Here is a 19,830-nt window from a genome sequence, read left to right on the forward strand (position 1 = left end):
TCACGGTTTTTGACCGCAGCAGCGGGCTGGCCAGCGAGGAAGGCCAGTTGACGAACGTCCATGATTTGAATCTCGTTAAAGCAGAATTTAGAGGAAGACATCCACGCGGGAATAGATCGGCGCTTCGCGCTCGGCTAGCGCGTCAGGGACGATTTGGCGGACAAAGGCACAGTAAAATCGGGCACAAGCTCGTCACGAAGGCAGGTGAATGCATGTTCACCTGTGGCGAGGGAGCTTGCTCCCGCTGGAGACCGGAGGACTCCAAAACCCAACAATGCGGTGAATCATTCACAACGCGTTCACTGGTTTTGGGGCCGCTTCGCTGCCCAGCGGGAGCAAGCTCCCTCGCCACAACAAAGTGATATCACAATAGTGGCGCGATATTAGATGGCCATTATTCCGGCGTCAAATTGTGGATGCATTCAGGCAGGAAGATCGGCGAGGTTCAGGGCTGTTGCCCTTACGATTTGCGCGGGCATTTCGTGCGATGACTGTAGCAATGGCCTTCGAGAGCCTTGAGCACGTATTGCGGGACGACGTACGTCAACAGGTGCATGTTTTTGTTGGAATAGATTTGGAGGGGATTCCTCGCAATCCCCCTTCCCGTCTAAGGGAGGAACTTCCCAGTCGGCCCCGCACTCGTTTTGGTTGTGCGAAAAATCTTATAGCCCACCGTCTGCCTGGCTGACGTCATATCGACATCGATCACCATGACATTCGAGTGATTACCGTAAAAGGAATCCGGATCGATACACGACAGCGTGGAAATTCCATTAGGCAGGGTGTGCGAGTGGTTCATGTTGTAGATCTGCTCGGGCCTGATGTTGGGGGTGTACTGGTTTATCGGGCTGGACATCAACTCATTGATCAGCGTGTTTTTCTCGCCGCGCGAAACCGCAAGCGTGGCGTGATAAGAGGTGTGCATGTCGCCTGTCAGGAAGGTCAGGCGTGACACGTTTTTTTCGAGGACATGTTCAAGGATGCGGCTTCGCTGTTCTTCGAAAGCAGGATCCGACCATTTGTCACCTTCAGAGTTTTTCACCACGCCCACGAATGGCACGCTGGTGACAACGAACTTCAGGTCATCACGGTAACGTGACAGCCAGCGCAACAGGTCGTCTTCCTGGACTTCATCGAGCAGACGCCTTTGCGCCGTGCTGCGGTAATAACGGGTGTCCATGACGAAGAACTTCACCGCGCCGTAGTTGAACTCGTAGTGGTAATGATGCTCGACATGACGGCTCGAAGGGTTGTGCGAATGCTGAAACTCCCAATACGCCTTGATGGCGGCGTTCGCCAGCGCTTGCGTGGACGAGCCGGTGGCCGTGTCGAAGTTGTTGATCAGTTCATGGTCGTCAAGAATCATGTAATGCGACAACTCTGTCAGCGTCCGGCGCGCGGGCACACAGTCCTCCCAGGCATCCAGATACTTGTCACGAAAGAACTGCACATCGATGGAAGGCTGGCGCGGGATGTCCGAGTAAATCTGGTCGCCGCAATGAATCATGAAGCGTGCGTCGTTGTTCTTGGCCACACGAGAAATCTCGACCCAGGCGCGGTCGGGTCTCTCCAGTATCCCGAGCGAATGCAAATTGCAGGAGCCGAGCACGAAAGAGAATGATCCGGTCAGCTCTACCGCGGGAAAGGTACGAAAGCGCCCTTCGGTATAGGCATCACGAACGCGCTCATCGGGTGCTGCCCCTCGGGTCTTGCCGAAGGCCACCTTCACGGTATAGGGCGTATCGGGATTGAGCTTTTTCCACTCCAGAACGCAGGTATAAAACTCCTCTGCCTGGGCTTCGAGCACCTTGGTGGGGCCTGTCGCGTTGTTGTCGCAATCCACTACATCAACAAAGGCCACCGGCCAACGCTCGCTGGCGCGTACCCACACTTTAATCGACGTATCGGTGGTATGACCGAGAATGAGCCGCGCCATCTGATTTCCTCCTGAAACCTGAGCAGCAGTTCAGTCGATAAATCAGCATCGCGCCACTCAGCCATCAAACCCGCCGCGCAGACAAGACACTGTTCGGCTGTGAAATCAACTTCAAGGGGACAGGTACACACCCGCTACGAACGCAACACCCCAATCGCCCGCCGATACTTCTCAACGCGCTCCAGATCCTCCCAGGACGGCTGGGCAATCCGCGACAAGTCGCTGTTCTCTTCCAGGTCCGCCAGCTTCACCACCCGCCCGATCGGGTTCTGCGCCGCGCGCTCGACGAATGCCTCGTAGGACTCGCCCGGCACCTTGGTCACCGACGCAATCGCCATCAGCACCGTTTCGCTGAAGCCTTCGTTACGCAAATCGTCGAAGCTGATGCCACAGTCCTCGACCACGTCATGCAATACCGCGACGATGCGCTCTTCCAGCGTGTTCACCCGCAGCATGACTTTCAGCGGATGCAAGATGTAAGGCGCGCCGCCCTTGTCCACCTGCCCCTCATGCGCCGCAGCGGCGATGGCAATGGCGCGTTCCAGTGTCTGGCTCATGGGATTCTCCTCGGGTTAAACGCCGTAGCGGCCGGCGACTTGAATGTTGCGCTTGGCGCCCTCGGCGTGGCGCTCGAGAATCATCGACACCAGCGTCGCCTGATCGACACCCGGATGACCCTCCACCAGCTCAGCGACCCAGCCACAACCGGACTTCTGCACATGCTGACGCCACTCACCCGGCCAAGCCTCAAACTCCGACACCGCCAACCACGCCGCCCCACCCTGCTCGCAATGACCGCCACCGATGGACTGCTCGAAACAAAACGGCGTGCCCGGCCGGGAAAGGTCGATGTGGAAGAGGTAAATATCCTGGGTTTTGTGCTGCGGCGTGGGGGCGTTGTTGCGGCTGCCGATTTCGATCATGGGCGCGTTCCATCCTTGAATTCCCGTTGGCGTTCAGTCTACGACTATGGTGATGCTGAACGGAAGCAAGCGTCACTCACCGCCGAAAATCCCGCGCCTGAACGTTCGATGAAGGCACGGCGAGGATTTTGAAGTCCGAAAATCTCGTAGGAAATAACCGATTGTGGCGAGGGAGCTTGCTCCCGCTGGGCTGCGAAGCAGCCCCAAACCCTGCTAGCCCATTTCCTCAGACAAACCGTAACGCCCGGTTTTACTGCGTTACGACATAGAACGGGGAAGAGCCACCTCGCCAAAATGACAATCTTGGCGTCCTACAGCCCGATTGCGGCTACCGAAATCGCTGCCTAGAGTGGGTCTGTCGCTGACCGCAGTTGGCGATAGGGTTTCGCAGCCCTTAAGATTGACACCTTGTTCCGTCAGGCACGGCCGACTCCCGGCTGCGTATCGTTTTATGGCGGTTGTGCGTGGGAGACCTTCGGGTCTGCCGGGTCTTGGTGTTAATCCTCCGGTCTGCGAACCCGCGCATAGCTGCCACCCATTTTGTTTCGCAGCAGAACGGTGGCAATTCTACTTTTATTAGGATTAACACCATGACAACTCAACACCCGCTCCGCCACTACACCCCCATGTCCCACTTCGCCACCGACCACCCCGTCCTCCTCATCGACGCCGACGCCCCACTGCGCGAACTCCACAACTGCCTCAGCGAACGCCTCAGCGCCGTCCTCAAATACCTCAACCTCATGGCCTGCACCAGCCTCCCCGACTACGCCGAGCACGACATCAACACTGTTACCAACATCGCCCGGATCATGGTTCAGGATGTGAGTGATGTGTTTCGGGTGATTGAGCAGCGTGGGTTTGATATGCCTTAAGGCCTGCGACCACATTGCAGCCGTAAAAAACCCGCACTATTGCGGGTTTTTTATTACCTACTTGGCAGCCCCATTCACCTCGGTTGCGGGAATATCAACAACTGCGGCCTGCGCGACTCATGTGAATCCTTCAAGCACTGATTGAACGGATCCCCCGAAAAGAGCCATAAGCATATTTCAAGCAAAAAACCCGCATCACTGCGGGTTTTTCATGATCTGTTTTTAACCTCTCGCTTCCCCAGTTAAAGGCAAAAGCCCCTTCACCATAGGCACACAAGCCAACTGAAGCCCGGAAGGTGAATGGTAAATAGCACGTTCGTCACCGACGAAACCGCATCGCCGGTAAAAATCAGCTGCGTTCAACGTAGCGTCCAATTTGACTTTTTTCAGCCCAGCTCCCGAAATCGCAAAACTAGTTATCGAGTAAAAATGGGGCAGATCTATTTATCCTACTTTCAACAAATAGTATTAGAGTGCCACCTCAAACCGCTACGGACAGAAACGCCCATGAAACCGCTGTATTTAGGCTCGCTCCTGCTTCTGATTACGGGCTGCTCGCCGATCCCGCAATACGAAACCCCTGCCAATGCCCCCCAAGCGCAGATTCGCAGTGAAATGGACGCAATGACCAACCGTCGCAACTACCTGACCCTTAGCGCAGCGCCGACCACGGCCTGCAAGTACGGCAGGTCGGTACCCGTGACACCCGCTCGGGAACTATTCTCGGTCAGCGGTGGGCACCCATCGACCCCCGAAGGTTTTCGAGCCATTGAAGCGGGCAAACCGATCCACCTGGTGCTGGAGGGCGGGGCCAGCGGCAACCGCAGATGCACGGTCGATTTTGTCAGTGAGTTCATGCCGGGCGCCCGCTATGTGATCAAGGGCGGCATCATCGAGGGCCCCAATGTCATGAGCGGCTGCCAGATCAACATCGTTGATCTGGCTTCCGGGGCTCGACTCTTTCAGGCGAAGCAGTCTCCGGCCAACGGCTGTGCTCTGGATCGGTTATCACTGCCGACGCCTTGAGCACGCTGATCGAATGAGCGCTGTCATCTATTCCGTTACTGTTGTTCATTGGCGCTGGAAATATACAAATATGGCGAGAAAACCTGAAACAACCTGGGAGATGCTGAATGAGGCCATGTCCCATTTCCAGGAGCACATTCGCAATAAGAAGTTAACCTGGGAGCTTTCGCTGGTCGACCTCCTGCACGTAAGCAACTTCAAGGGTGGGAATGCTTCTATAACAGAGCCGATGGCAACGCTGCCTGCGAAGCTGAAATACTACGAAATTGCTCTCAGGGACATCGAAACAACCTTTAAGAAAAAGCCCCTGAATAATCTGACAGAAGAGGAGCTGACTCAACTGACTGGTCGCTGCACAGACTTCCTCGCTTTAACAACAAAACCGAAAAGTAAAATCCGAGGGCTGGGGCCGTCTTACGCTTCAGCGCTAATGGCAGCGCATTTCATAGATCTCATCCCCGTTCTGGATCGTCGCGCCCTCAACGGCGCCGGCATCAGCGTTAAAACGGATAGCAACCGCCAGGTCAAGGACATCGCTAACCACTACGCCGAACTAATCAAGGCGTTTAGAGCGGCGCTACGACTGACGCCAGAAATGACGCTGAGAGAGCTGGATAAACAATGGTTCAGTAAAAGCCTCTGAGATCGTATGAACGGGAGAAGCGGCCATCCGCCGCTTCTATCATCAGGTATCAGAAGTTAGCCGGCGTATTCGCACTAATAATCTCAGCCTCATCCGCCCCAATATTCCGAAACCGATGCGGCAACGTCGTCGGAAAGTAATACCCATCCCCAGCATTCAACACACTAATCTGCCCATCAACAGTCAGCTCAACCGTCCCCCGCGTAACGAGCCCACACTCCTCCCCTTCCGAGTGCACAATCGGCTCTTCACCCGAACTCGCCCCAGGCGCGTATTGCTCGCGCAACAGCCGCATCTGCCGACTCGGCACCGAAGCGCCGATCAGCAACAACCGCAGCCCATGACGCCCCAGATCCGGCTGCTCATTGGCGCGGAACACGTACTGATGCTCACGCGGCGGTTGGTCGAAGGTGAAGAAGTCCGCCAAGGACATGGGGATGCCTTCGAGCAGTTTTTTGAGGGAGCTGACGGAGGGACTGACGCGATTCTGTTCGATCAGGGAGATGGTGGCATTGGTGACGCCGCTACGCCGGGCCAGCTCGCGCTGGGACAGTTTGTAGCTTTCGCGTACTAATTTGAGTCGTGAGCCCGTGTCCATGACAGCCTTATGCGAAGAATACTTAAGGGGTAATGGGGGTGGGTGGCGGGCGACTGGTGGCCGCGGATCACGCCGTTTCCCGTCCCGGAACCGTGGAAGGCGGGTATTAAATCACGTTTGTTGGTGTTGCTCAGCAGGTTCGATAAACGGCTGATAAATCGAATAGGAGAATGATAGCCGTCCGTCCATGCACGAAACCTGTGGGAGCGGGCTTGCCCGCGATGGCGGTGGGTCAGGCGGCATCGATGGTGGCTGATATGGCCTCATCGCGGGCAAGCCCGCTCCCACAGTGGTCGGTGTTGTTCGCAAAAGTTTTGTAGGTCGCCAATTCCCTGTGGGAGCCGGGCTTGCCCTCTCCCACAGGGATTGTGGTGTGGCATTGGCCGGCGGCACCTTTTTGGGGGACGCCGGCAGGTTCAGCTTAGATACCAAACCGGTCGCGCAGCGCGTAATACGCGGCGCCCATGGCGGTGAGCGGGGCCTGGAAGGTGCGGCCGCCGAACATGGGCATGTGTGGCAGGGAGGCGAAGGCGTCGAAGCGTTCGGCGTCGCCGCGGATCATTTCCGAGATGAGTTTGCCGGCCAGGTGCGAGCAGGTGACGCCGTGACCGCTGTAGCCTTGCATGTAGTAGGCGTTCTTTTCGATGCGACCGAATTGCGGCATGCGGGACATGGTCAGCAGGAAGTTGCCGGTCCAGCGATAGTCGATCTTCACGCCCTTGAGTTGCGGGAAGGTCTTGAGGATTTTTGGTTTGATCAGTTGCTCGATGTCGTCGGGCTCGCGAGCGCCGTAGACCACGCCGCCGCCATACAGCAAGCGGTTGTCGGCGGTGAGGCGGTAGTAGTCGAGCAGGTAGTTGCAGTCTTCGACGCAGTAGTTGTTGGTGATCAGGCTGCGGGCGACTTTTTCGGACAACGGTTCGGTGACGACGATTTGCGAACCGCACGGCATGCTTTTGCGCGTGACGCGGTTGTCGAGGTCTTGTGGCAGGTAGGCGTTGCCGGCGATCAGCAGGTACTTGGCCCGCACTACACCTTTGGCGGTTCGCACGGTGATCGGCTCGCCGTAGGTGATTTCCACGGCGGCGGATTGTTCGTAGATCTTACCGCCGAGGCGGATGATCGCGGCGGCTTCGCCGAGGGCCAGGTTCAGCGGATGGATGTGGCCGCCCTGCATGTCGAGCAGACCGCCGACGTAGTTGTCGCAACCGACTTCGCGCTGGATGTCCGAGGCGTCGAGCATTTTCAGGTTGCGGTTGCCGTAGCGCTCCCAGTTGCTCTTCTGCTCAGCCAGGCCATTGAGTTGTTTCTTGTTCAGCGCCGCGAAAATGCCGCCGGGGCGGTAGTCGCATTGGATATCGTACTCTTTGATGCGCGAACGGATGATATCGGCGCCCTCAAAGATCATGCTGCCAAGCACCTCGGCGGTTTTGTCGCCGTAGCGCTCTTCAATGACATCGACGTCGCGACTGTAGGAGTTGACCAGTTGGCCGCCGTTGCGACCGCTGGCGCCGAAACCGACTTTGGCTGCTTCGAGCACGGTCACGCTGTAGCCCGCTTCGCTGAGGAACAGCGCCGAGGACAAACCGGTGTAGCCGGCGCCGATCACGCAGACGTCGCATTCCACCAGTTCTTCAAGAATCGGGTAATCACCGGTCTGATTGCGGGTGGCGGCGTAGTAGCTGTTTACATGCTTTTGTTTAACAGAGTCTTGTTTCATACATTTCTCCGAGGGCCGCAAACTCTCGCCTGCGACCGCCGCTGTAAAAGTGTTAGAGCTTGATCCAGGTCGCTTTGAGTTCGGTGTATTTGTCGAACGCGTGCAGCGATTTGTCCCGACCATTACCCGACTGCTTGAACCCGCCGAACGGCGCGGTCATGTCGCCGCCGTCGTACTGGTTGACCCAGACGCTGCCGGCGCGCAGACCACGGGCGAAGGTGTGGGCCTTGCTGAGGTTGCTGGTCCACACGCCGGCCGCCAGACCGAAGATGCTGTCGTTGGCGATCTGCAGTGCTTCTTCAGCGGTGTCGAAGGTGATCAGCGACAGCACCGGGCCGAAGATTTCTTCCCGGGCGATGGTCATGGCGTTGGTGACGCCGTCGAAAATCGCCGGTTCCACGTACAGGCCGCCGGTGGCTTCGAGGGTACATTTGCCACCCGCGATCAGCTGAGCGCCTTGCTCTTTGCCGATTTCGATGTAGCGCAAGATCGATTCCAGTTGGCGCTGATCGACGACCGCGCCGACGGTGGTTTCCGGGTCCAAAGCATGTCCCGGTTTCCAGGCTTGCAGCGCCTCCAGCAGTAGCGGAATGAATTGCTCGCGGATCGAGCGCTCCACCAGCAGACGTGAGCCAGCGGTGCAGACTTCGCCCTGGTTGAAGGCAATCGCGCTGACCGCTGCCTGAGCGGCTGCGCGCAAGTCCGGTGCGTCGGCGAACACCACGTTCGGGCTCTTGCCACCCGCCTCCAGCCAGACGCGTTTCATGTTGCTTTGCCCGGCGTAGATCAGCAGTTGCTTGGCAATCGCGGTGGAGCCGGTGAAGGCCAGCACGTCGACATCCATGTGCAGCGCCAGCGCCTTGCCGACGGTGTGACCGAAGCCTGGCAGAACGTTGAACACGCCTTTGGGGATGCCAGCCTCCAGAGCAAGCTGCGCGATGCGGATCGCCGTTAGTGGTGACTTTTCCGAAGGCTTGAGGATGAACGAGTTGCCTGCCGCGAGGGCTGGGGCGAACTTCCAGCTGGCCATGATCAGCGGGAAATTCCACGGCACGATGGCGGCGACCACGCCTGCCGGTTCGCGGGTGATGAGGCCGAGTTGGTCGTGCGGTGTGGCAGCGACTTCGTCGTAGATTTTGTCGATGGCCTCGGCGCTCCAGCGGATCGCGTTGGCGGTCGCTGGGATGTCGATGCTCATGGAGTCGCTGATCGGTTTGCCCATGTCCAGGGTTTCGAGCAGCGCCAGTTCTTCCTGGTTGGCCAGGATCAAGTCCGCGAAGCGAATCAAAATGCGCTTGCGTTCTGCGGGTGCCAACCGCGCCCAGATGCCGGATTCGAATGTGCGGCGTGCGACGGCGACTGCCGCATTGGCGTCGGCTTCGTCGGTGCTGGCGATGTTCGCCAGGAAGCGGCCGTCGACCGGGCTGATGCACTCGAAGGTGTCACCGCTGAGCGCCGGGCAGTATTGGCCGTCGATGAATGCGCGGCCTTCTAGTGTGAGGGACTGGAAACGTTGTTCCCAGTCGCTGCGAGTGTTTGTCATGGTTGTGACTCTACGCAGAGGAATAGGTGATCGTTCTATTGATGCCGGAGAATGTCGTGTGTCAGGTGATTTCGATGGTGGCTGTGCCGATGTCTTCGCGGGCAAGCCTCGCTCCTACAGGGATGATGTGTCCCTTGTAGGAGCGAGGCTTGCCCGCGAAGGGGGCCTCACATCCAACATCAATGGCATTGACCCACCGTTCAGGCCCATCAAACCGTATGCAAGTACCAGTTGTACTCAAGGTCGGAGATGGAGTTCTCGAACTCGGCCAGTTCGCTTTCCTTGCACGCCACGAACACGTCGATGTACAGCGGGTCGATGTAGCGCGCCATGACTTCGCTGTCGTCCAGCTCACGCAAAGCATCGCGCAGGTTGTTCGGCAGGCTTTGCTCGTTCTGCTCGTAGCTGTTGCCTTCGACCGGTGGGCCCGGTTCGATTTCGTTGGTCAGGCCATGGTGAATACCAGCCAGCACCGACGCCATCAGCAGGTACGGGTTGGCATCGGCGCCGGCTACACGATGCTCGATGCGCACGGCATCCGCCGAACCGGTGGGCACGCGTACCGCAACGGTACGGTTATCGATGCCCCAGCTTGGCGAGTTCGGCACGTAGAACTGCGCACCAAAACGGCGGTACGAGTTGACGTTCGGGCAGAGGAACGCCATCTGCGCCGGCAGGGTCTCGAGCACACCGCCGATCGCGTGACGCAGTGCGGCGTTCTGCTCGGGATCCTCGCTGGCAAAGATGTTGTTGCCTGCTTTGTCGAGAATCGAAATGTGCACGTGCAAACCATTGCCCGCCTGGCCCGGATACGGCTTGGCCATGAAGGTGGTGTCCATCTCGTGGTCGTAGGCGATGTTCTTCACCAGACGCTTGAGCAACACCGCGTAGTCGCAGGCCTTTATAGGATCGGAGACGTGATGCAGGTTCACTTCGAATTGCGCCGGGGCGCTTTCCTTGACGATGGCGTCGGCAGGAATGCCCTGCTCTTTCGCGCCTTCGAGGATGTCTTGCAGGCAATCGACGTATTCATCCAGATCGTCGATCAGGTACACCTGAGTCGAGTGCGGACGTTTGCCGGAAACTGGCGAACGTGGCGACTGCGGACGACCGTTCACGTTGTCCTGGTCGATCAGATAGAACTCCAGTTCGAACGCCGCGCAAATGGTCAGGCCCATGTCATCGAACTTGCTCACCACCTGACGCAGCACTTCTCGCGGGTCAGCGAAGAACGGCTGGCCTTCGAGTTCGTGCATGGTCATTAACAGCTGCGCGGTCGGGCGCTTCTGCCAAGGCTCGATGCTCAGGGTATTAGGGATGGGGAAGCAGATTCGATCCGAGTCGCCGATGTCCAGACCCAGGCCGGTGCTTTCCACCGTAGAACCGTTGATGTCCAGGGCAAACAGCGACGCCGGGAGGTTAATGCCTTTTTCGTAAACCTTATGAAGACTGGTGCGTTCGATGCGCTTGCCGCGCACCACACCGTTCATATCCGCAATCAGAAGGTCGACGTACAAAACCTCAGGATATTTCTTAAGGAATGCGTTTGCTTCGTTGAGTTGAACGGCACGCAGAGGGACCGACATGATGCACCTATTAGCTGTTAATTATTATGTTCACTACCCTTTCACGAGCCCAGTCAATCCGAAAGACAAAGTGAAGTCAATAGCGAACACTTGGCCTTTCAACCTTTATTTTCGGGCCTTTTTTGGGCACAAGAGTGCCAGATCAGTCTTGCGCACCACGTAAACCCTGAAGATCGGACGTGTGGCGTTTAGAATTTTTTACATGAGAGTTGTTAATTAAAATCAACAAGGCTAAGCTCCGGAAAAGCTCGTTCAAGTGTGAAACTTCGAGGTGATAAAAATGGCATTCAAGCCATTGATCGGCGTTACTGCGTGCATCAAACAGATTGGCCTGCACCCCTACCACGTCAGCGGCGACAAGTATTTGCGTGCTGTCAGCGTCGCGGCTTTGGGGCTGCCCGTCGTTATTCCTTCCTTAGGCGAACTGACCGAAATCGATGACCTGCTCGCGCAGCTCGACGGTCTGTTGCTGACCGGCTCGCCGTCGAATGTGGAGCCCTTCCACTATCAAGGCCCGGCCAGCGCCCCCGGCACGGATCACGATCCGCAACGGGACGCCACCACCCTTCCTTTATTGCGCGCAGCCATCGCCGCCGGTGTTCCGGTGCTCGGCATCTGCCGGGGCTTTCAGGAAATGAACGTGGCGTTCGGCGGCAGCCTGCATCAGAAGGTGCATGAACTGCCCGGCATGCTCGATCACCGGGAAGCGGATCATCCGGATTTGGCCGTGCAGTACGCACCGGCCCATGCGGTGAATGTGCAACCGGGCGGTGTGTTCGAAGCGCTGGACCTGCCGCAGGTGTTTCAGGTGAATTCGATTCACAGCCAGGGCATCGACCGACTGGCGCCCGGCCTGCGCGCTGAGGCTGTCGCGCCGGATGGTTTGATCGAGGCGATTTCGGTCGAGCACAGCAAGGCCTTCGCCGTCGGCGTGCAATGGCACCCGGAATGGCAGGTGCTTTCGAATCCCCCCTACTTGAGTATTTTCCAGGCGTTTGGCGACGCGTGCCGGCAACGGGCGGCGCTGCGTAATACGCACTGACTTCAAAAAGCATTCAACGATTTAACTGCCCCCGTGAGTCTGGCGGGCGTGCCTTTGCGCGCCGGTCGCTCACGTAATAGATGAACCGCAATAACAACAAGTACGACCAGGCAGCCAGGATGGCAGTGCCGAATAAGCCCGGCCGGTACGGATAAACGCAAATCCCTGTAGGAGCGAGGCTTGCCCGCGAAGACGGTGTATCAGGTAACGATGATGTCGACTGACACACCGTCTTCGCGGGCAAGCCTCGCTCCTACAGGGATCGCGTTGGCACCGTCCGGCCAGGGCTTGCAATCCACTCTTAAGTCAGGCCGCGTTGGCCCGACGACTGAAACCTGTTGGGAGTTTCATATGGCAAACGCCTCCAGCATCTACAGGAAGGCTCTTGAAGGTCACCAGGCACCGAAAAAGGTGTTGGTGAAAGTCGACCGTGTCACCAAGAAATTCGACGAAACCACCGCCGTGGACGATGTGTCCCTGGAGATCCATCAAGGCGAAATCTTCGCCCTGCTCGGCGGTTCCGGCTCGGGTAAATCGACGCTGCTGCGCATGCTCGCCGGCTTCGAGCGACCGACCGAAGGGCGGATTCTGCTCGACGGTGTCGACATCACCGACATGCCGCCGTACGAACGGCCGATCAACATGATGTTCCAGTCCTACGCACTGTTCCCGCACATGACGGTGGCGCAGAACATCGCCTTCGGCCTCAAGCAGGACCGTTTGCCCGCCAGTGAAATCGACGCTCGTGTCGAAGAGATGCTGCGGCTGGTGCACATGACCCAATACGCCAAGCGCAAGCCGCATCAGTTGTCTGGCGGCCAACGTCAACGTGTGGCGTTGGCCCGCTCGTTGGCCAAGCGTCCGAAGCTGTTGTTGCTCGACGAACCGATGGGCGCGCTGGATAAAAAACTGCGCTCGCAGATGCAACTGGAGTTGGTGGAGATCATCGAGCGCGTCGGCGTGACCTGCGTGATGGTGACCCACGATCAGGAAGAAGCCATGACCATGGCCGAACGCATCGCAATCATGCACCTGGGCTGGATCGCCCAGATCGGCAGCCCGGTCGACATCTATGAAGCGCCGGTCAGCCGCATGGTGTGTGAGTTCATCGGCAACGTGAATGCCTTCGACGGCACGGTGGTCGAGGATCTGGAAGGTCACGCGATCATTCACAGCCCGGACCTTGAGCAGAAGATTTACGTCGGCCACGGCGTGAGCACGTCGGTGCAAGACAAGTCGATCACCTACGCCATCCGCCCGGAAAAAATGCTGGTCAGCACCCTCAAGCCCGAGACTCGCTATAACTGGTCCGAAGGCAAGGTGCATGACATCGCCTACCTCGGCGGCCACTCGGTGTTTTACGTGGAACTGCCCGGCGGCAAAATCGTCCAGTCGTTCATGGCCAACGCCGAACGCCGTGGCGCGCGCCCGACCTGGAACGATCAGGTCTACGTGTGGTGGGAAGACGACAGCGGCGTGGTACTGCGCTCATGAGAACCTTCAATCAGCAGTTCCTGCGCCTGGTGCCCAGCGGTCGCAAACTGGTCATCGGCATTCCGTTCCTGTGGCTGTGTCTGTTTTTCCTGTTGCCGTTCTTCCTGGTGATGAAGATCAGCTTCTCGGAAGCGGCCCTGGCCATTCCTCCTTACTCTGAGATTTACACCTTCGCCGAGCAGAAATTCCAGCTGCTGCTGAACATCGGCAACTACTCGCTGCTAACCGAAGATGAGTTGTACATCTCGGCTTACTTCGGCTCGTTGAAGGTCGCGTTTTTAAGCACGCTGATGTGCCTGGTGATCGGTTTTCCCATGGCCTACGCGATCACCAAAGCCAGCAAGGAAACGCAGAACGTTCTGCTGTTGTTGATCATGATGCCGACCTGGACCGCGATCCTGATTCGCGTCTATGCGTGGATGGGCATTCTCAGCAACAACGGTTTGCTCAACGGGTTCCTGATGTGGACCGGGCTCACGTCGCAGCCGATCGAGATCCTCAACACCAACACCGCGGTGTACATCGGCGTGGTCTATGCCTACTTGCCGTTCATGGTGTTGCCGCTGTACGCCAACCTCGTCAAGCACGATCACAGCTTGCTGGAAGCCGCGTCGGACCTGGGTTCGAGCAACTTCAACAACTTCTGGAAAATCACTGTGCCGCTGGCCAAGAACGGCATCATTGCCGGGTGCATGCTGGTGTTCATTCCAGTGGTCGGTGAGTTCGTGATTCCGGAGCTGTTGGGCGGCCCGGAGACCCTGATGATCGGCCGGGTGCTGTGGCAAGAGTTCTTCAACAACCGCGACTGGCCGGTGGCATCCGCCCTGGCGGTGGTGATGCTGGCGATCCTGATTGTGCCGATTCTGCTGTTCAACCGCAGCCAGGCTAAAGAGATGGAGGGACGGGGATGAAACGCTTCGGGTTTGCAAAGTTCATGCTGATTTTCGGCCTGTCGTTTATCTACCTGCCGATGCTGATTCTGGTGATCTACTCGTTCAACGCCTCGAAACTGGTGACAGTGTGGGGCGGTTGGTCGGTGAAGTGGTACGTCGGCCTGCTCGACAACACGCAACTGATGGGTTCGGTGGTGCGCTCGCTGGAAATCGCCTGCTACACGGCGATTGCCGCAGTGGCGTTGGGCACCCTCGCCGCTTTCGTGCTTACCCGTGTGACGCGTTTCAAGGGTCGTACGCTGTTTGGTGGTCTGGTGACGGCGCCGTTGGTGATGCCGGAAGTGATTACCGGTCTGTCGCTGTTGCTGCTGTTCGTGGCCATGGCGCAGTTGATCGGCTGGCCACAGGAACGTGGCCTGGTGACGATCTGGATTGCGCACACCACGTTCTGCGCAGCCTATGTGGCGGTGGTTGTATCGGCGCGTTTGCGTGAGCTGGACCTGTCGATCGAAGAAGCAGCCATGGATTTGGGTGCACGGCCGTTCAAGGTGTTCTTTTTAATCACCATTCCTATGATTGCGCCGTCGCTGGCGGCGGGCGGCATGATGTCGTTTGCCTTGTCGCTGGATGATTTAGTGTTGGCGAGTTTCGTCTCTGGCCCGGGCTCCACGACGTTGCCGATGGAAGTGTTCTCGGCGGTGCGTCTGGGCGTGAAGCCTGAGATCAATGCCGTGGCCAGTCTGATTCTACTGGCAGTGTCGCTCGTCACGTTCATGGTCTGGTACTTCAGCCGCAAAGCCGAAGCCACTCGCAAACGGGCGATCCAGGAAGCCATGGACCAGACCGCCAGCGAATCCTGGCAGCAGCCGAAAAACCAGCGGGTCGAAGCGACGGCCTAGTGAAAATCCTGTAGGAGCGAGGCTTGCCCGCGAAGAATACACCGCGGTTTTTCAGGCATTACGCGTCATCGTTCTTCGCGGGCAAGCCTCGCTCCTACTGTGTTCTATAAAAAGAAAATGGAGTTGTACCGATGAAAATGTTTGGCAGGACTCTGCTGACACTGTCCTTATTGGGCGCGATGGCTACCGGTGCCCAGGCCAATGACAAGGTATTGCGCGTCTACAACTGGTCGGATTACATCGCCCCGGACACCGTGAAAAAGTTCGAAGACGAGACCGGCATTCGCGTGACCTACGATGTGTTCGACAGTAATGAAACCCTTGAGGCACGCTTGCTGGCCGGTAAATCCGGCTACGACATTGTGGTGCCGTCCAACAGTTTCCTGGCCAAGCAGATCAAGGCTGGCGTCTATCAGCCGCTGGACAAGTCGAAGCTGCCGAACTGGAAAAACCTCAACCCGGTGCTGCTGAAAAACGCCTCGGCCAGCGACCCTGATAATGGCCACGCTTTCCCGTACATGTGGGGTTCGATCGGCATCGGTTACAACCCGGCCAAGGTCAAGGAAGTGCTGGGCACTAATGCCCCAGTGAACTCCTGGGACCTGCTGTTCAAACCGGAAAACGCCGCGAAGCTCAAAGCCTGCGGCATCAGCTTCCTTGATTCACCGACAGAAATGCTCCCGGCTGCCCTGCACTATCTGGGCTACCCGGTGAATTCTCAGGACAAGGCGCAGATCGCTGAAGCCGAAGCGCTGTTCATGAAGATTCGCCCGTCGGTGGCTTACTTCCATTCGTCGAAATATATCTCCGACCTGGCCAACGGCAACATCTGCGTAGCGGTCGGTTACTCCGGCGACGTGCTGCAAGCCAAGGCCCGCGCCAAGGAAGCCGGCGACAAGGTGAAGATCGAATACAGCATCCCGAAAGAAGGCGCCGGCAGCTTTTACGACATGGTCGCCATCCCACGGGACGCAGCGAATGTCGACAACGCCTACCTGTTCATGAACTTCCTGATGCGCCCGGACATCATTGCCGAAGTCACCAACAGCGTCGGCTACAGCAACGCCAATGCGGCGGCCACGCCATTGGTGGATGAAGCCATTCGCGACGACCCGGGTTCCTATCCTCCGCAAGCAGTGATGGCGACGTTGTATGCGATTCCGGATATGCCGATCGGTATTCAGCGGGTGATGACCCGGGGCTGGACGCGGGTGAAGCTGGGTAAGTGATTCACTCGGCATCACTGTTGAACCTGACATCGCTATCGCGAGCAGGCTCGCTCCCACAGTAGTCCGTGGTGGAACGCAGATTTGTTAACGACGCCGATCCCCTGTGCGAGCCTGCTCGCGATGAGGCCATTACATCCAGCATCAATGACAGCTTTGATCGTTCCCACGCTCTGCGTGGGAATGCCTCCACGGACGCTCCGCGTTCGGCTCTGGCAAGGTTTCAACCATTTTCCGTTCACGCAGCGCCTTACCACCGCTGCACTCCTCTGAAGAAGAACGGCTTCACCTGGCTTCCTCGGTTAAGGTGAATTTCGGGCGCCCTCGGGCGCCTTTTTTTTGTGGGCTTATGCACAAACCAGCGGCCATTCGGCCAGCGCCCGGTACCGGCCTTTATGGGATTCGAACAAGGTAAAGCGCTCGGCACGCAGGAAAAACTCTGGCGGCGTAGCGGATTCGGGGACCGGTGCCCGGTAGTCGCGCATCAGGGTCAAATGCGGACGAAATTCTCGCCGGGTGTCTTCAAAGCCAAACGGCAACATGGCCTGCTCCAGCGCATACACCAACCGCAGCAACTCAGGTGCTGCCTGCTCGGGCGCCAGCAACAGAACCCCGGAGCGACGCCAGACTTCCAGACGATCAAGCACAACCGTCAACGGCATGCCGGGCATCCGGACATTGGCGGCGGCCTTGCAGACGCCCGCTATCTGCGCCATCCCCACCGTGCCGAGAAACAGCAGCGTCAGATGAAAGTTTTCCGCCGGCACCGGGTGCCCGATGTTGAGCCCCAGCGCGCTGCGCCATTGGGCGATGGCCCGGCGTTGTTCGGGGGCGCAGTTGAGGGCGAAGAACAGCCGTTTGAACGGCTCACGGGACTCATCGCTCATGTCTGCCACCTCAAGGCTTCGGAGTCCCTTTGATTTTACAAAGGGATACCACGCCAGCAAGTGCATTTCTGGCACCGCCCGGCAGGCGCGTTATAGTTGAAGCAACCGAATCGACGGGAGGGCGCCATGCGTCAGGTCATCAGCAAAGAGCCATGGTGGGCTGTGCCACCCAAGCCGGGCCAGGATGAATCCGAGCTGGAATGGGGTTGGCTGGTTCACTACAACGAAGGCGAGCCGCGCTTCGAGTTCATCAAGGAGCGGCCGACGGACAGCCAGATTCGTAACCGCAAGAGTTGCAGGACCACCCCCACGCTGGAGTGATCCTGCGACGATGTTCAGGCTTTGACGAGCATCTCGAAACCGCCAAAAATCGCCCGCTGGCCGTCGAACGGCATCGGATTGACGTCCGGCTGCATCCGCGGATCGCTCATGAGTTTCGCCATCCCGGCGTCACGGGTGGCCTTGTCCGGCCAGACGATCCAGGAAAACACCACGGTTTCGTCTTCCTTGAGTTTTACTGCCATGGGAAATGAGGTCAGCTTGCCATCAGGCACGTCATCGCCCCAGCATTCGGCGAGACTGAGTGCGCCGTTTTCCTTGAAAATCTCGGCGGCGGATTGCGCATGTTGCTTGAATTTTTCGCGGTTGGCGGTGGGTACTGCAGCGACGAAGCCATCAACGTAAGCCATGATCGTTCTCCTCGGGTTATGGGGTGATCTGCTGGGTAGTCGAATCAACGTGGCTAAAATCGACAGTTCCTGCATCCAGACCGACCGACGGTTCGACTGGCTGTTCGAGGGTGAGGGCCAGGCTGCCCTCGATCTGCCTGGCCATGTACAGCGTTCCGGCCATGACGCCGGTGGCGGGGTTATTCACCAGCTTCACCCATGCCTTGTCGAATGAGTTACCCAAGCTGCTGCGGATCAGCGCTTCGCTGTCGGGCCGGTCGTTGGCCTGAATGATCGCCCGCACTCCCGCCACCCCCACGGAAATCAACGCCCCGGCCGCCTTCCCTGCCACTGCCGCCACGGCACTGGCCGCCCCTCGCGGGGCCATTTCGGCTTGTATTCGCTTGCTGGCACGCTTGGCCACCGGCGCCATGCCAGCGTCTGTCGAGGCGATGCCCTTCTCGCCGCCCGCCGTGTGGATCGTGTCGATCAGTGCCAGATAGGCCGGCAATTTGCTCAGTTCGGCATGCACCACCTGATACAGCGAAGCGTCACGGGCAGGCGGCGGGCCCAGTGAAATAGCCGGAATTTTCTGGATACGACCGTTGAGCTGCGCCATTGGCACGCCATGACGTTTGGAAATAACTTCGAGCTGCTGCCCCATCAATTGCACATAAAACTCTGTCGCTTGGCCGAGGATCGCGTCGGGATCGATCTCCACCGCCACCGGTTCCAGCACGCGCCGGTGATATTGCTCCAGCAGATAGGCCGCCAGGCGTTTGGTCGCCGCATCCTGCTCGTCGCCGGCATTGATGGTGTACCAGCTGACTTTCATCGACAGCCATTCCTGGGTCCAGTAGCTGCTGAACCAAGGGATGAAGACTTCTTCGGTTTGCTGATAAACCCGCGTGCGCCAGTGCTCCATGGACCCGCGGGCGTAGACCCTGGCCTGTTCGGTGGCCTGTTGCGAAGCGGCGACAATCTCCCGGTCCACCTGCTGCCAGGTGCTCTGGGATATCACTACTGGCACCACGATTACCGGGGCACGCGTGGGCGTGGCGCATCCCGCCAATATCACCAACACAGCGACGATCAGCGAACGCAGGTTCAAGATCGCGGGGTCCTACAGACTGCGTCGAACGAAGTGTCCAACGCTAAACAGCGTGCTGATTTGAGTATAGGTCGGGGGCGGGGTGTGGCGAGGGAGCTTGCTCCCGCTGGGGCGCGGAGCGGCCCTGAAACCTGCCACCGCGGTGGTTCAGATATAACGCAGGCGTCTTTTATTACGACTGCTTCGCAGCCGAGCGGGAGCAAGCTCCCTCGCCACAATAGATCACTTGGATCCCTAATCCCCTGCGCAGACCGCCACCATCATTCACGTCAATATTCACCATCGCCGCGAATGCCTTCCGCAAAAAAACCATCAGGTGCAGGATCAATCCCATCCCTATTCAAACCCCGCACCGGAGGGCCAAATCATGTTGATCCATCTCCTGACCTGCCTGGCCCTGACGGCCGTCACCCTGACCTTGTTTTCCCGCTTCGTGCTGGATATCGGTCAAACCGAGGAGCCGAAATCATGATTCATTCCGTCAGCCTCGCCGTGAGCTTCCCGGTATTGGGCAGCAACTATTATTCGCAGCAGGTCGTGTCTCGCAAAGCAGTCGCGCTGGTGTTCGACGAGCACTTCGAGGCCTTGCTGATGCCGGCAGCGGCCAACCACTTCAGTAACGAAGTGGTCGGGCTCAACGATCAGTTCCGCTTTTTGAACGATGTGCTGGTTGAGCATCTGCTGGAGACTGAAATGGCTCAGCGTTCGTCGGCACAAGCATTCACCTTCTGACACACTGGCGCCGATCTTGCTAAGCCGG

20 protein-coding genes are annotated in these 19,830 nt (G+C 58.2%); 10 read left to right on the plus strand and 10 right to left on the minus strand.

What is annotated here, in order from left to right; translation table 11 throughout:
- Positions 1–607 precede the first annotated feature (607 nt).
- From PMI18_RS25700 to PMI18_RS25690, 3 genes are all read right to left on the minus strand, one after another.
- On the minus strand, positions 608–1,936 hold the full coding sequence (locus PMI18_RS25700; RefSeq protein ID WP_007895874.1) for an alkaline phosphatase D family protein: 1,329 nt from the start codon (positions 1,934–1,936) through the stop codon (positions 608–610).
- Between the two features lie 134 nt (positions 1,937–2,070).
- A complete protein-coding gene (locus PMI18_RS25695) occupies positions 2,071–2,493 on the minus strand; it encodes an HD domain-containing protein (RefSeq protein ID WP_007895876.1) in 423 nt (140 codons plus the stop codon).
- Positions 2,494–2,508: 15 nt separating this feature from the next.
- On the minus strand, positions 2,509–2,859 hold the full coding sequence (locus PMI18_RS25690) for a hypothetical protein (protein WP_007895877.1): 351 nt from the start codon (positions 2,857–2,859) through the stop codon (positions 2,509–2,511).
- Between the two features lie 590 nt (positions 2,860–3,449).
- Here PMI18_RS25690 and PMI18_RS25685 point away from each other — a divergent pair.
- The 3 genes from PMI18_RS25685 to PMI18_RS25675 all read left to right on the plus strand — a co-directional run bounded on the left by PMI18_RS25685 (position 3,450) and on the right by PMI18_RS25675 (position 5,403).
- Positions 3,450–3,734: a hypothetical protein gene (locus PMI18_RS25685; RefSeq protein WP_007895879.1), complete on the plus strand. Its 285-nt coding sequence runs from the start codon at positions 3,450–3,452 to the stop codon at positions 3,732–3,734.
- A 507-nt stretch (positions 3,735–4,241) separates the two neighbouring features.
- The gene (locus PMI18_RS25680) at positions 4,242–4,760 is read left to right on the plus strand and encodes a hypothetical protein (protein ID WP_033035809.1); all 519 of its coding nucleotides are present in this window, start codon (positions 4,242–4,244) and stop codon (positions 4,758–4,760) included.
- Between the two features lie 13 nt (positions 4,761–4,773).
- Positions 4,774–5,403, plus strand: a complete 630-nt coding sequence (locus PMI18_RS25675) for a hypothetical protein (RefSeq protein WP_157221664.1) — start codon at positions 4,774–4,776, stop codon at positions 5,401–5,403.
- Positions 5,404–5,452: 49 nt separating this feature from the next.
- Here the strand turns inward: PMI18_RS25675 and PMI18_RS25670 are convergent, their stop codons facing one another.
- The 4 genes from PMI18_RS25670 to PMI18_RS25655 form a co-directional block, all read right to left on the minus strand.
- Positions 5,453–6,001: a cupin domain-containing protein gene (locus PMI18_RS25670; protein WP_007895886.1), complete on the minus strand. Its 549-nt coding sequence runs from the start codon at positions 5,999–6,001 to the stop codon at positions 5,453–5,455.
- A 421-nt stretch (positions 6,002–6,422) separates the two neighbouring features.
- Positions 6,423–7,721: an NAD(P)/FAD-dependent oxidoreductase gene (locus tag PMI18_RS25665; protein ID WP_007895888.1), complete on the minus strand. Its 1,299-nt coding sequence runs from the start codon at positions 7,719–7,721 to the stop codon at positions 6,423–6,425.
- Positions 7,722–7,773: 52 nt separating this feature from the next.
- Positions 7,774–9,264, minus strand: coding sequence for an aldehyde dehydrogenase (locus PMI18_RS25660; protein ID WP_007895889.1), 1,491 nt, complete (start codon positions 9,262–9,264; stop codon positions 7,774–7,776).
- Between the two features lie 209 nt (positions 9,265–9,473).
- The gene (locus PMI18_RS25655; RefSeq protein ID WP_007895891.1) at positions 9,474–10,850 is read right to left on the minus strand and encodes a glutamine synthetase family protein; all 1,377 of its coding nucleotides are present in this window, start codon (positions 10,848–10,850) and stop codon (positions 9,474–9,476) included.
- 280 nt (positions 10,851–11,130) lie between these two features.
- On the opposite strand from PMI18_RS25655, the gene PMI18_RS25650 reads away from it, so the two are divergent.
- From PMI18_RS25650 to PMI18_RS25630, 5 genes are all read left to right on the plus strand, one after another.
- Entirely contained in the window at positions 11,131–11,892 is a 762-nt protein-coding gene (locus PMI18_RS25650; protein ID WP_007895893.1) for a gamma-glutamyl-gamma-aminobutyrate hydrolase family protein, read from the plus strand.
- Positions 11,893–12,243: 351 nt separating this feature from the next.
- Positions 12,244–13,386, plus strand: coding sequence for a polyamine ABC transporter ATP-binding protein (gene potA, locus PMI18_RS25645; RefSeq protein WP_007895896.1), 1,143 nt, complete (start codon positions 12,244–12,246; stop codon positions 13,384–13,386).
- A 29-nt stretch (positions 13,387–13,415) separates the two neighbouring features.
- Positions 13,416–14,297, plus strand: a complete 882-nt coding sequence (locus tag PMI18_RS25640) for an ABC transporter permease subunit (RefSeq protein ID WP_162131368.1) — start codon at positions 13,416–13,418, stop codon at positions 14,295–14,297.
- A complete protein-coding gene (locus tag PMI18_RS25635) occupies positions 14,294–15,178 on the plus strand; it encodes an ABC transporter permease subunit (protein WP_007895898.1) in 885 nt (294 codons plus the stop codon). The genes PMI18_RS25640 and PMI18_RS25635 overlap by 4 nt, the downstream gene beginning before the upstream one ends.
- A 131-nt stretch (positions 15,179–15,309) precedes the next feature.
- The gene (locus PMI18_RS25630) at positions 15,310–16,407 is read left to right on the plus strand and encodes a polyamine ABC transporter substrate-binding protein (protein WP_007895899.1); all 1,098 of its coding nucleotides are present in this window, start codon (positions 15,310–15,312) and stop codon (positions 16,405–16,407) included.
- 344 nt (positions 16,408–16,751) lie between these two features.
- Here the strand turns inward: PMI18_RS25630 and thpR are convergent, their stop codons facing one another.
- Positions 16,752–17,291, minus strand: coding sequence for an RNA 2',3'-cyclic phosphodiesterase (thpR, locus tag PMI18_RS25625; RefSeq protein WP_007895900.1), 540 nt, complete (start codon positions 17,289–17,291; stop codon positions 16,752–16,754).
- A gap of 126 nt (positions 17,292–17,417) precedes the next feature.
- On the opposite strand from thpR, the gene PMI18_RS25620 reads away from it, so the two are divergent.
- Positions 17,418–17,612: a hypothetical protein gene (locus PMI18_RS25620; RefSeq protein WP_007895901.1), complete on the plus strand. Its 195-nt coding sequence runs from the start codon at positions 17,418–17,420 to the stop codon at positions 17,610–17,612.
- A 14-nt stretch (positions 17,613–17,626) separates the two neighbouring features.
- Here the strand turns inward: PMI18_RS25620 and PMI18_RS25615 are convergent, their stop codons facing one another.
- Positions 17,627–17,980 carry a DUF1428 domain-containing protein gene (locus PMI18_RS25615; RefSeq protein ID WP_007895902.1) on the minus strand — a complete coding sequence of 118 codons (354 nt, stop codon included), beginning with the start codon at positions 17,978–17,980 and terminating at the stop codon, positions 17,627–17,629.
- A 16-nt stretch (positions 17,981–17,996) separates the two neighbouring features.
- On the minus strand, positions 17,997–19,070 hold the full coding sequence (locus tag PMI18_RS25610) for a hypothetical protein (protein ID WP_007895903.1): 1,074 nt from the start codon (positions 19,068–19,070) through the stop codon (positions 17,997–17,999).
- A 468-nt stretch (positions 19,071–19,538) separates the two neighbouring features.
- Here PMI18_RS25610 and PMI18_RS25605 point away from each other — a divergent pair, with 468 nt between their 5' ends.
- Positions 19,539–19,802 (plus strand): hypothetical protein, encoded by a 264-nt coding sequence (locus PMI18_RS25605; protein WP_007895905.1) that lies wholly within the window; start codon positions 19,539–19,541, stop codon positions 19,800–19,802.
- Positions 19,803–19,830 lie beyond the last annotated feature (28 nt).

It is taken from the genome of Pseudomonas sp. GM102, assembly GCF_000282555.1.
In the GTDB taxonomy this organism is placed as follows: Bacteria; Pseudomonadota; Gammaproteobacteria; order Pseudomonadales; family Pseudomonadaceae; genus Aquipseudomonas.

Bases quoted from the DNA above. Each gene is read 5' to 3' on its own strand.
- PMI18_RS25700 (WP_007895874.1), bottom strand. From the start codon at position 1,936: ATGGCGCGGCTCATTCTCGGTCATACCACCGATACGTCGATTAAAGTG.
- PMI18_RS25695 (WP_007895876.1), bottom strand. From the start codon at position 2,493: ATGAGCCAGACACTGGAACGCGCCATTGCCATCGCCGCTGCGGCGCAT.
- PMI18_RS25690 (WP_007895877.1), bottom strand. From the start codon at position 2,859: ATGATCGAAATCGGCAGCCGCAACAACGCCCCCACGCCGCAGCACAAA.
- PMI18_RS25685 (WP_007895879.1), top strand. From the start codon at position 3,450: ATGACAACTCAACACCCGCTCCGCCACTACACCCCCATGTCCCACTTC.
- PMI18_RS25680 (WP_033035809.1), top strand. From the start codon at position 4,242: ATGAAACCGCTGTATTTAGGCTCGCTCCTGCTTCTGATTACGGGCTGC.
- PMI18_RS25675 (WP_157221664.1), top strand. From the start codon at position 4,774: ATGAGCGCTGTCATCTATTCCGTTACTGTTGTTCATTGGCGCTGGAAA.
- PMI18_RS25670 (WP_007895886.1), bottom strand. From the start codon at position 6,001: ATGGACACGGGCTCACGACTCAAATTAGTACGCGAAAGCTACAAACTG.
- PMI18_RS25665 (WP_007895888.1), bottom strand. From the start codon at position 7,721: ATGAAACAAGACTCTGTTAAACAAAAGCATGTAAACAGCTACTACGCC.
- PMI18_RS25660 (WP_007895889.1), bottom strand. From the start codon at position 9,264: ATGACAAACACTCGCAGCGACTGGGAACAACGTTTCCAGTCCCTCACA.
- PMI18_RS25655 (WP_007895891.1), bottom strand. From the start codon at position 10,850: ATGTCGGTCCCTCTGCGTGCCGTTCAACTCAACGAAGCAAACGCATTC.
- PMI18_RS25650 (WP_007895893.1), top strand. From the start codon at position 11,131: ATGGCATTCAAGCCATTGATCGGCGTTACTGCGTGCATCAAACAGATT.
- potA (WP_007895896.1), top strand. From the start codon at position 12,244: ATGGCAAACGCCTCCAGCATCTACAGGAAGGCTCTTGAAGGTCACCAG.
- PMI18_RS25635 (WP_007895898.1), top strand. From the start codon at position 14,294: ATGAAACGCTTCGGGTTTGCAAAGTTCATGCTGATTTTCGGCCTGTCG.
- PMI18_RS25630 (WP_007895899.1), top strand. From the start codon at position 15,310: ATGAAAATGTTTGGCAGGACTCTGCTGACACTGTCCTTATTGGGCGCG.
- thpR (WP_007895900.1), bottom strand. From the start codon at position 17,291: ATGAGCGATGAGTCCCGTGAGCCGTTCAAACGGCTGTTCTTCGCCCTC.
- PMI18_RS25620 (WP_007895901.1), top strand. From the start codon at position 17,418: ATGCGTCAGGTCATCAGCAAAGAGCCATGGTGGGCTGTGCCACCCAAG.
- PMI18_RS25615 (WP_007895902.1), bottom strand. From the start codon at position 17,980: ATGGCTTACGTTGATGGCTTCGTCGCTGCAGTACCCACCGCCAACCGC.
- PMI18_RS25605 (WP_007895905.1), top strand. From the start codon at position 19,539: ATGATTCATTCCGTCAGCCTCGCCGTGAGCTTCCCGGTATTGGGCAGC.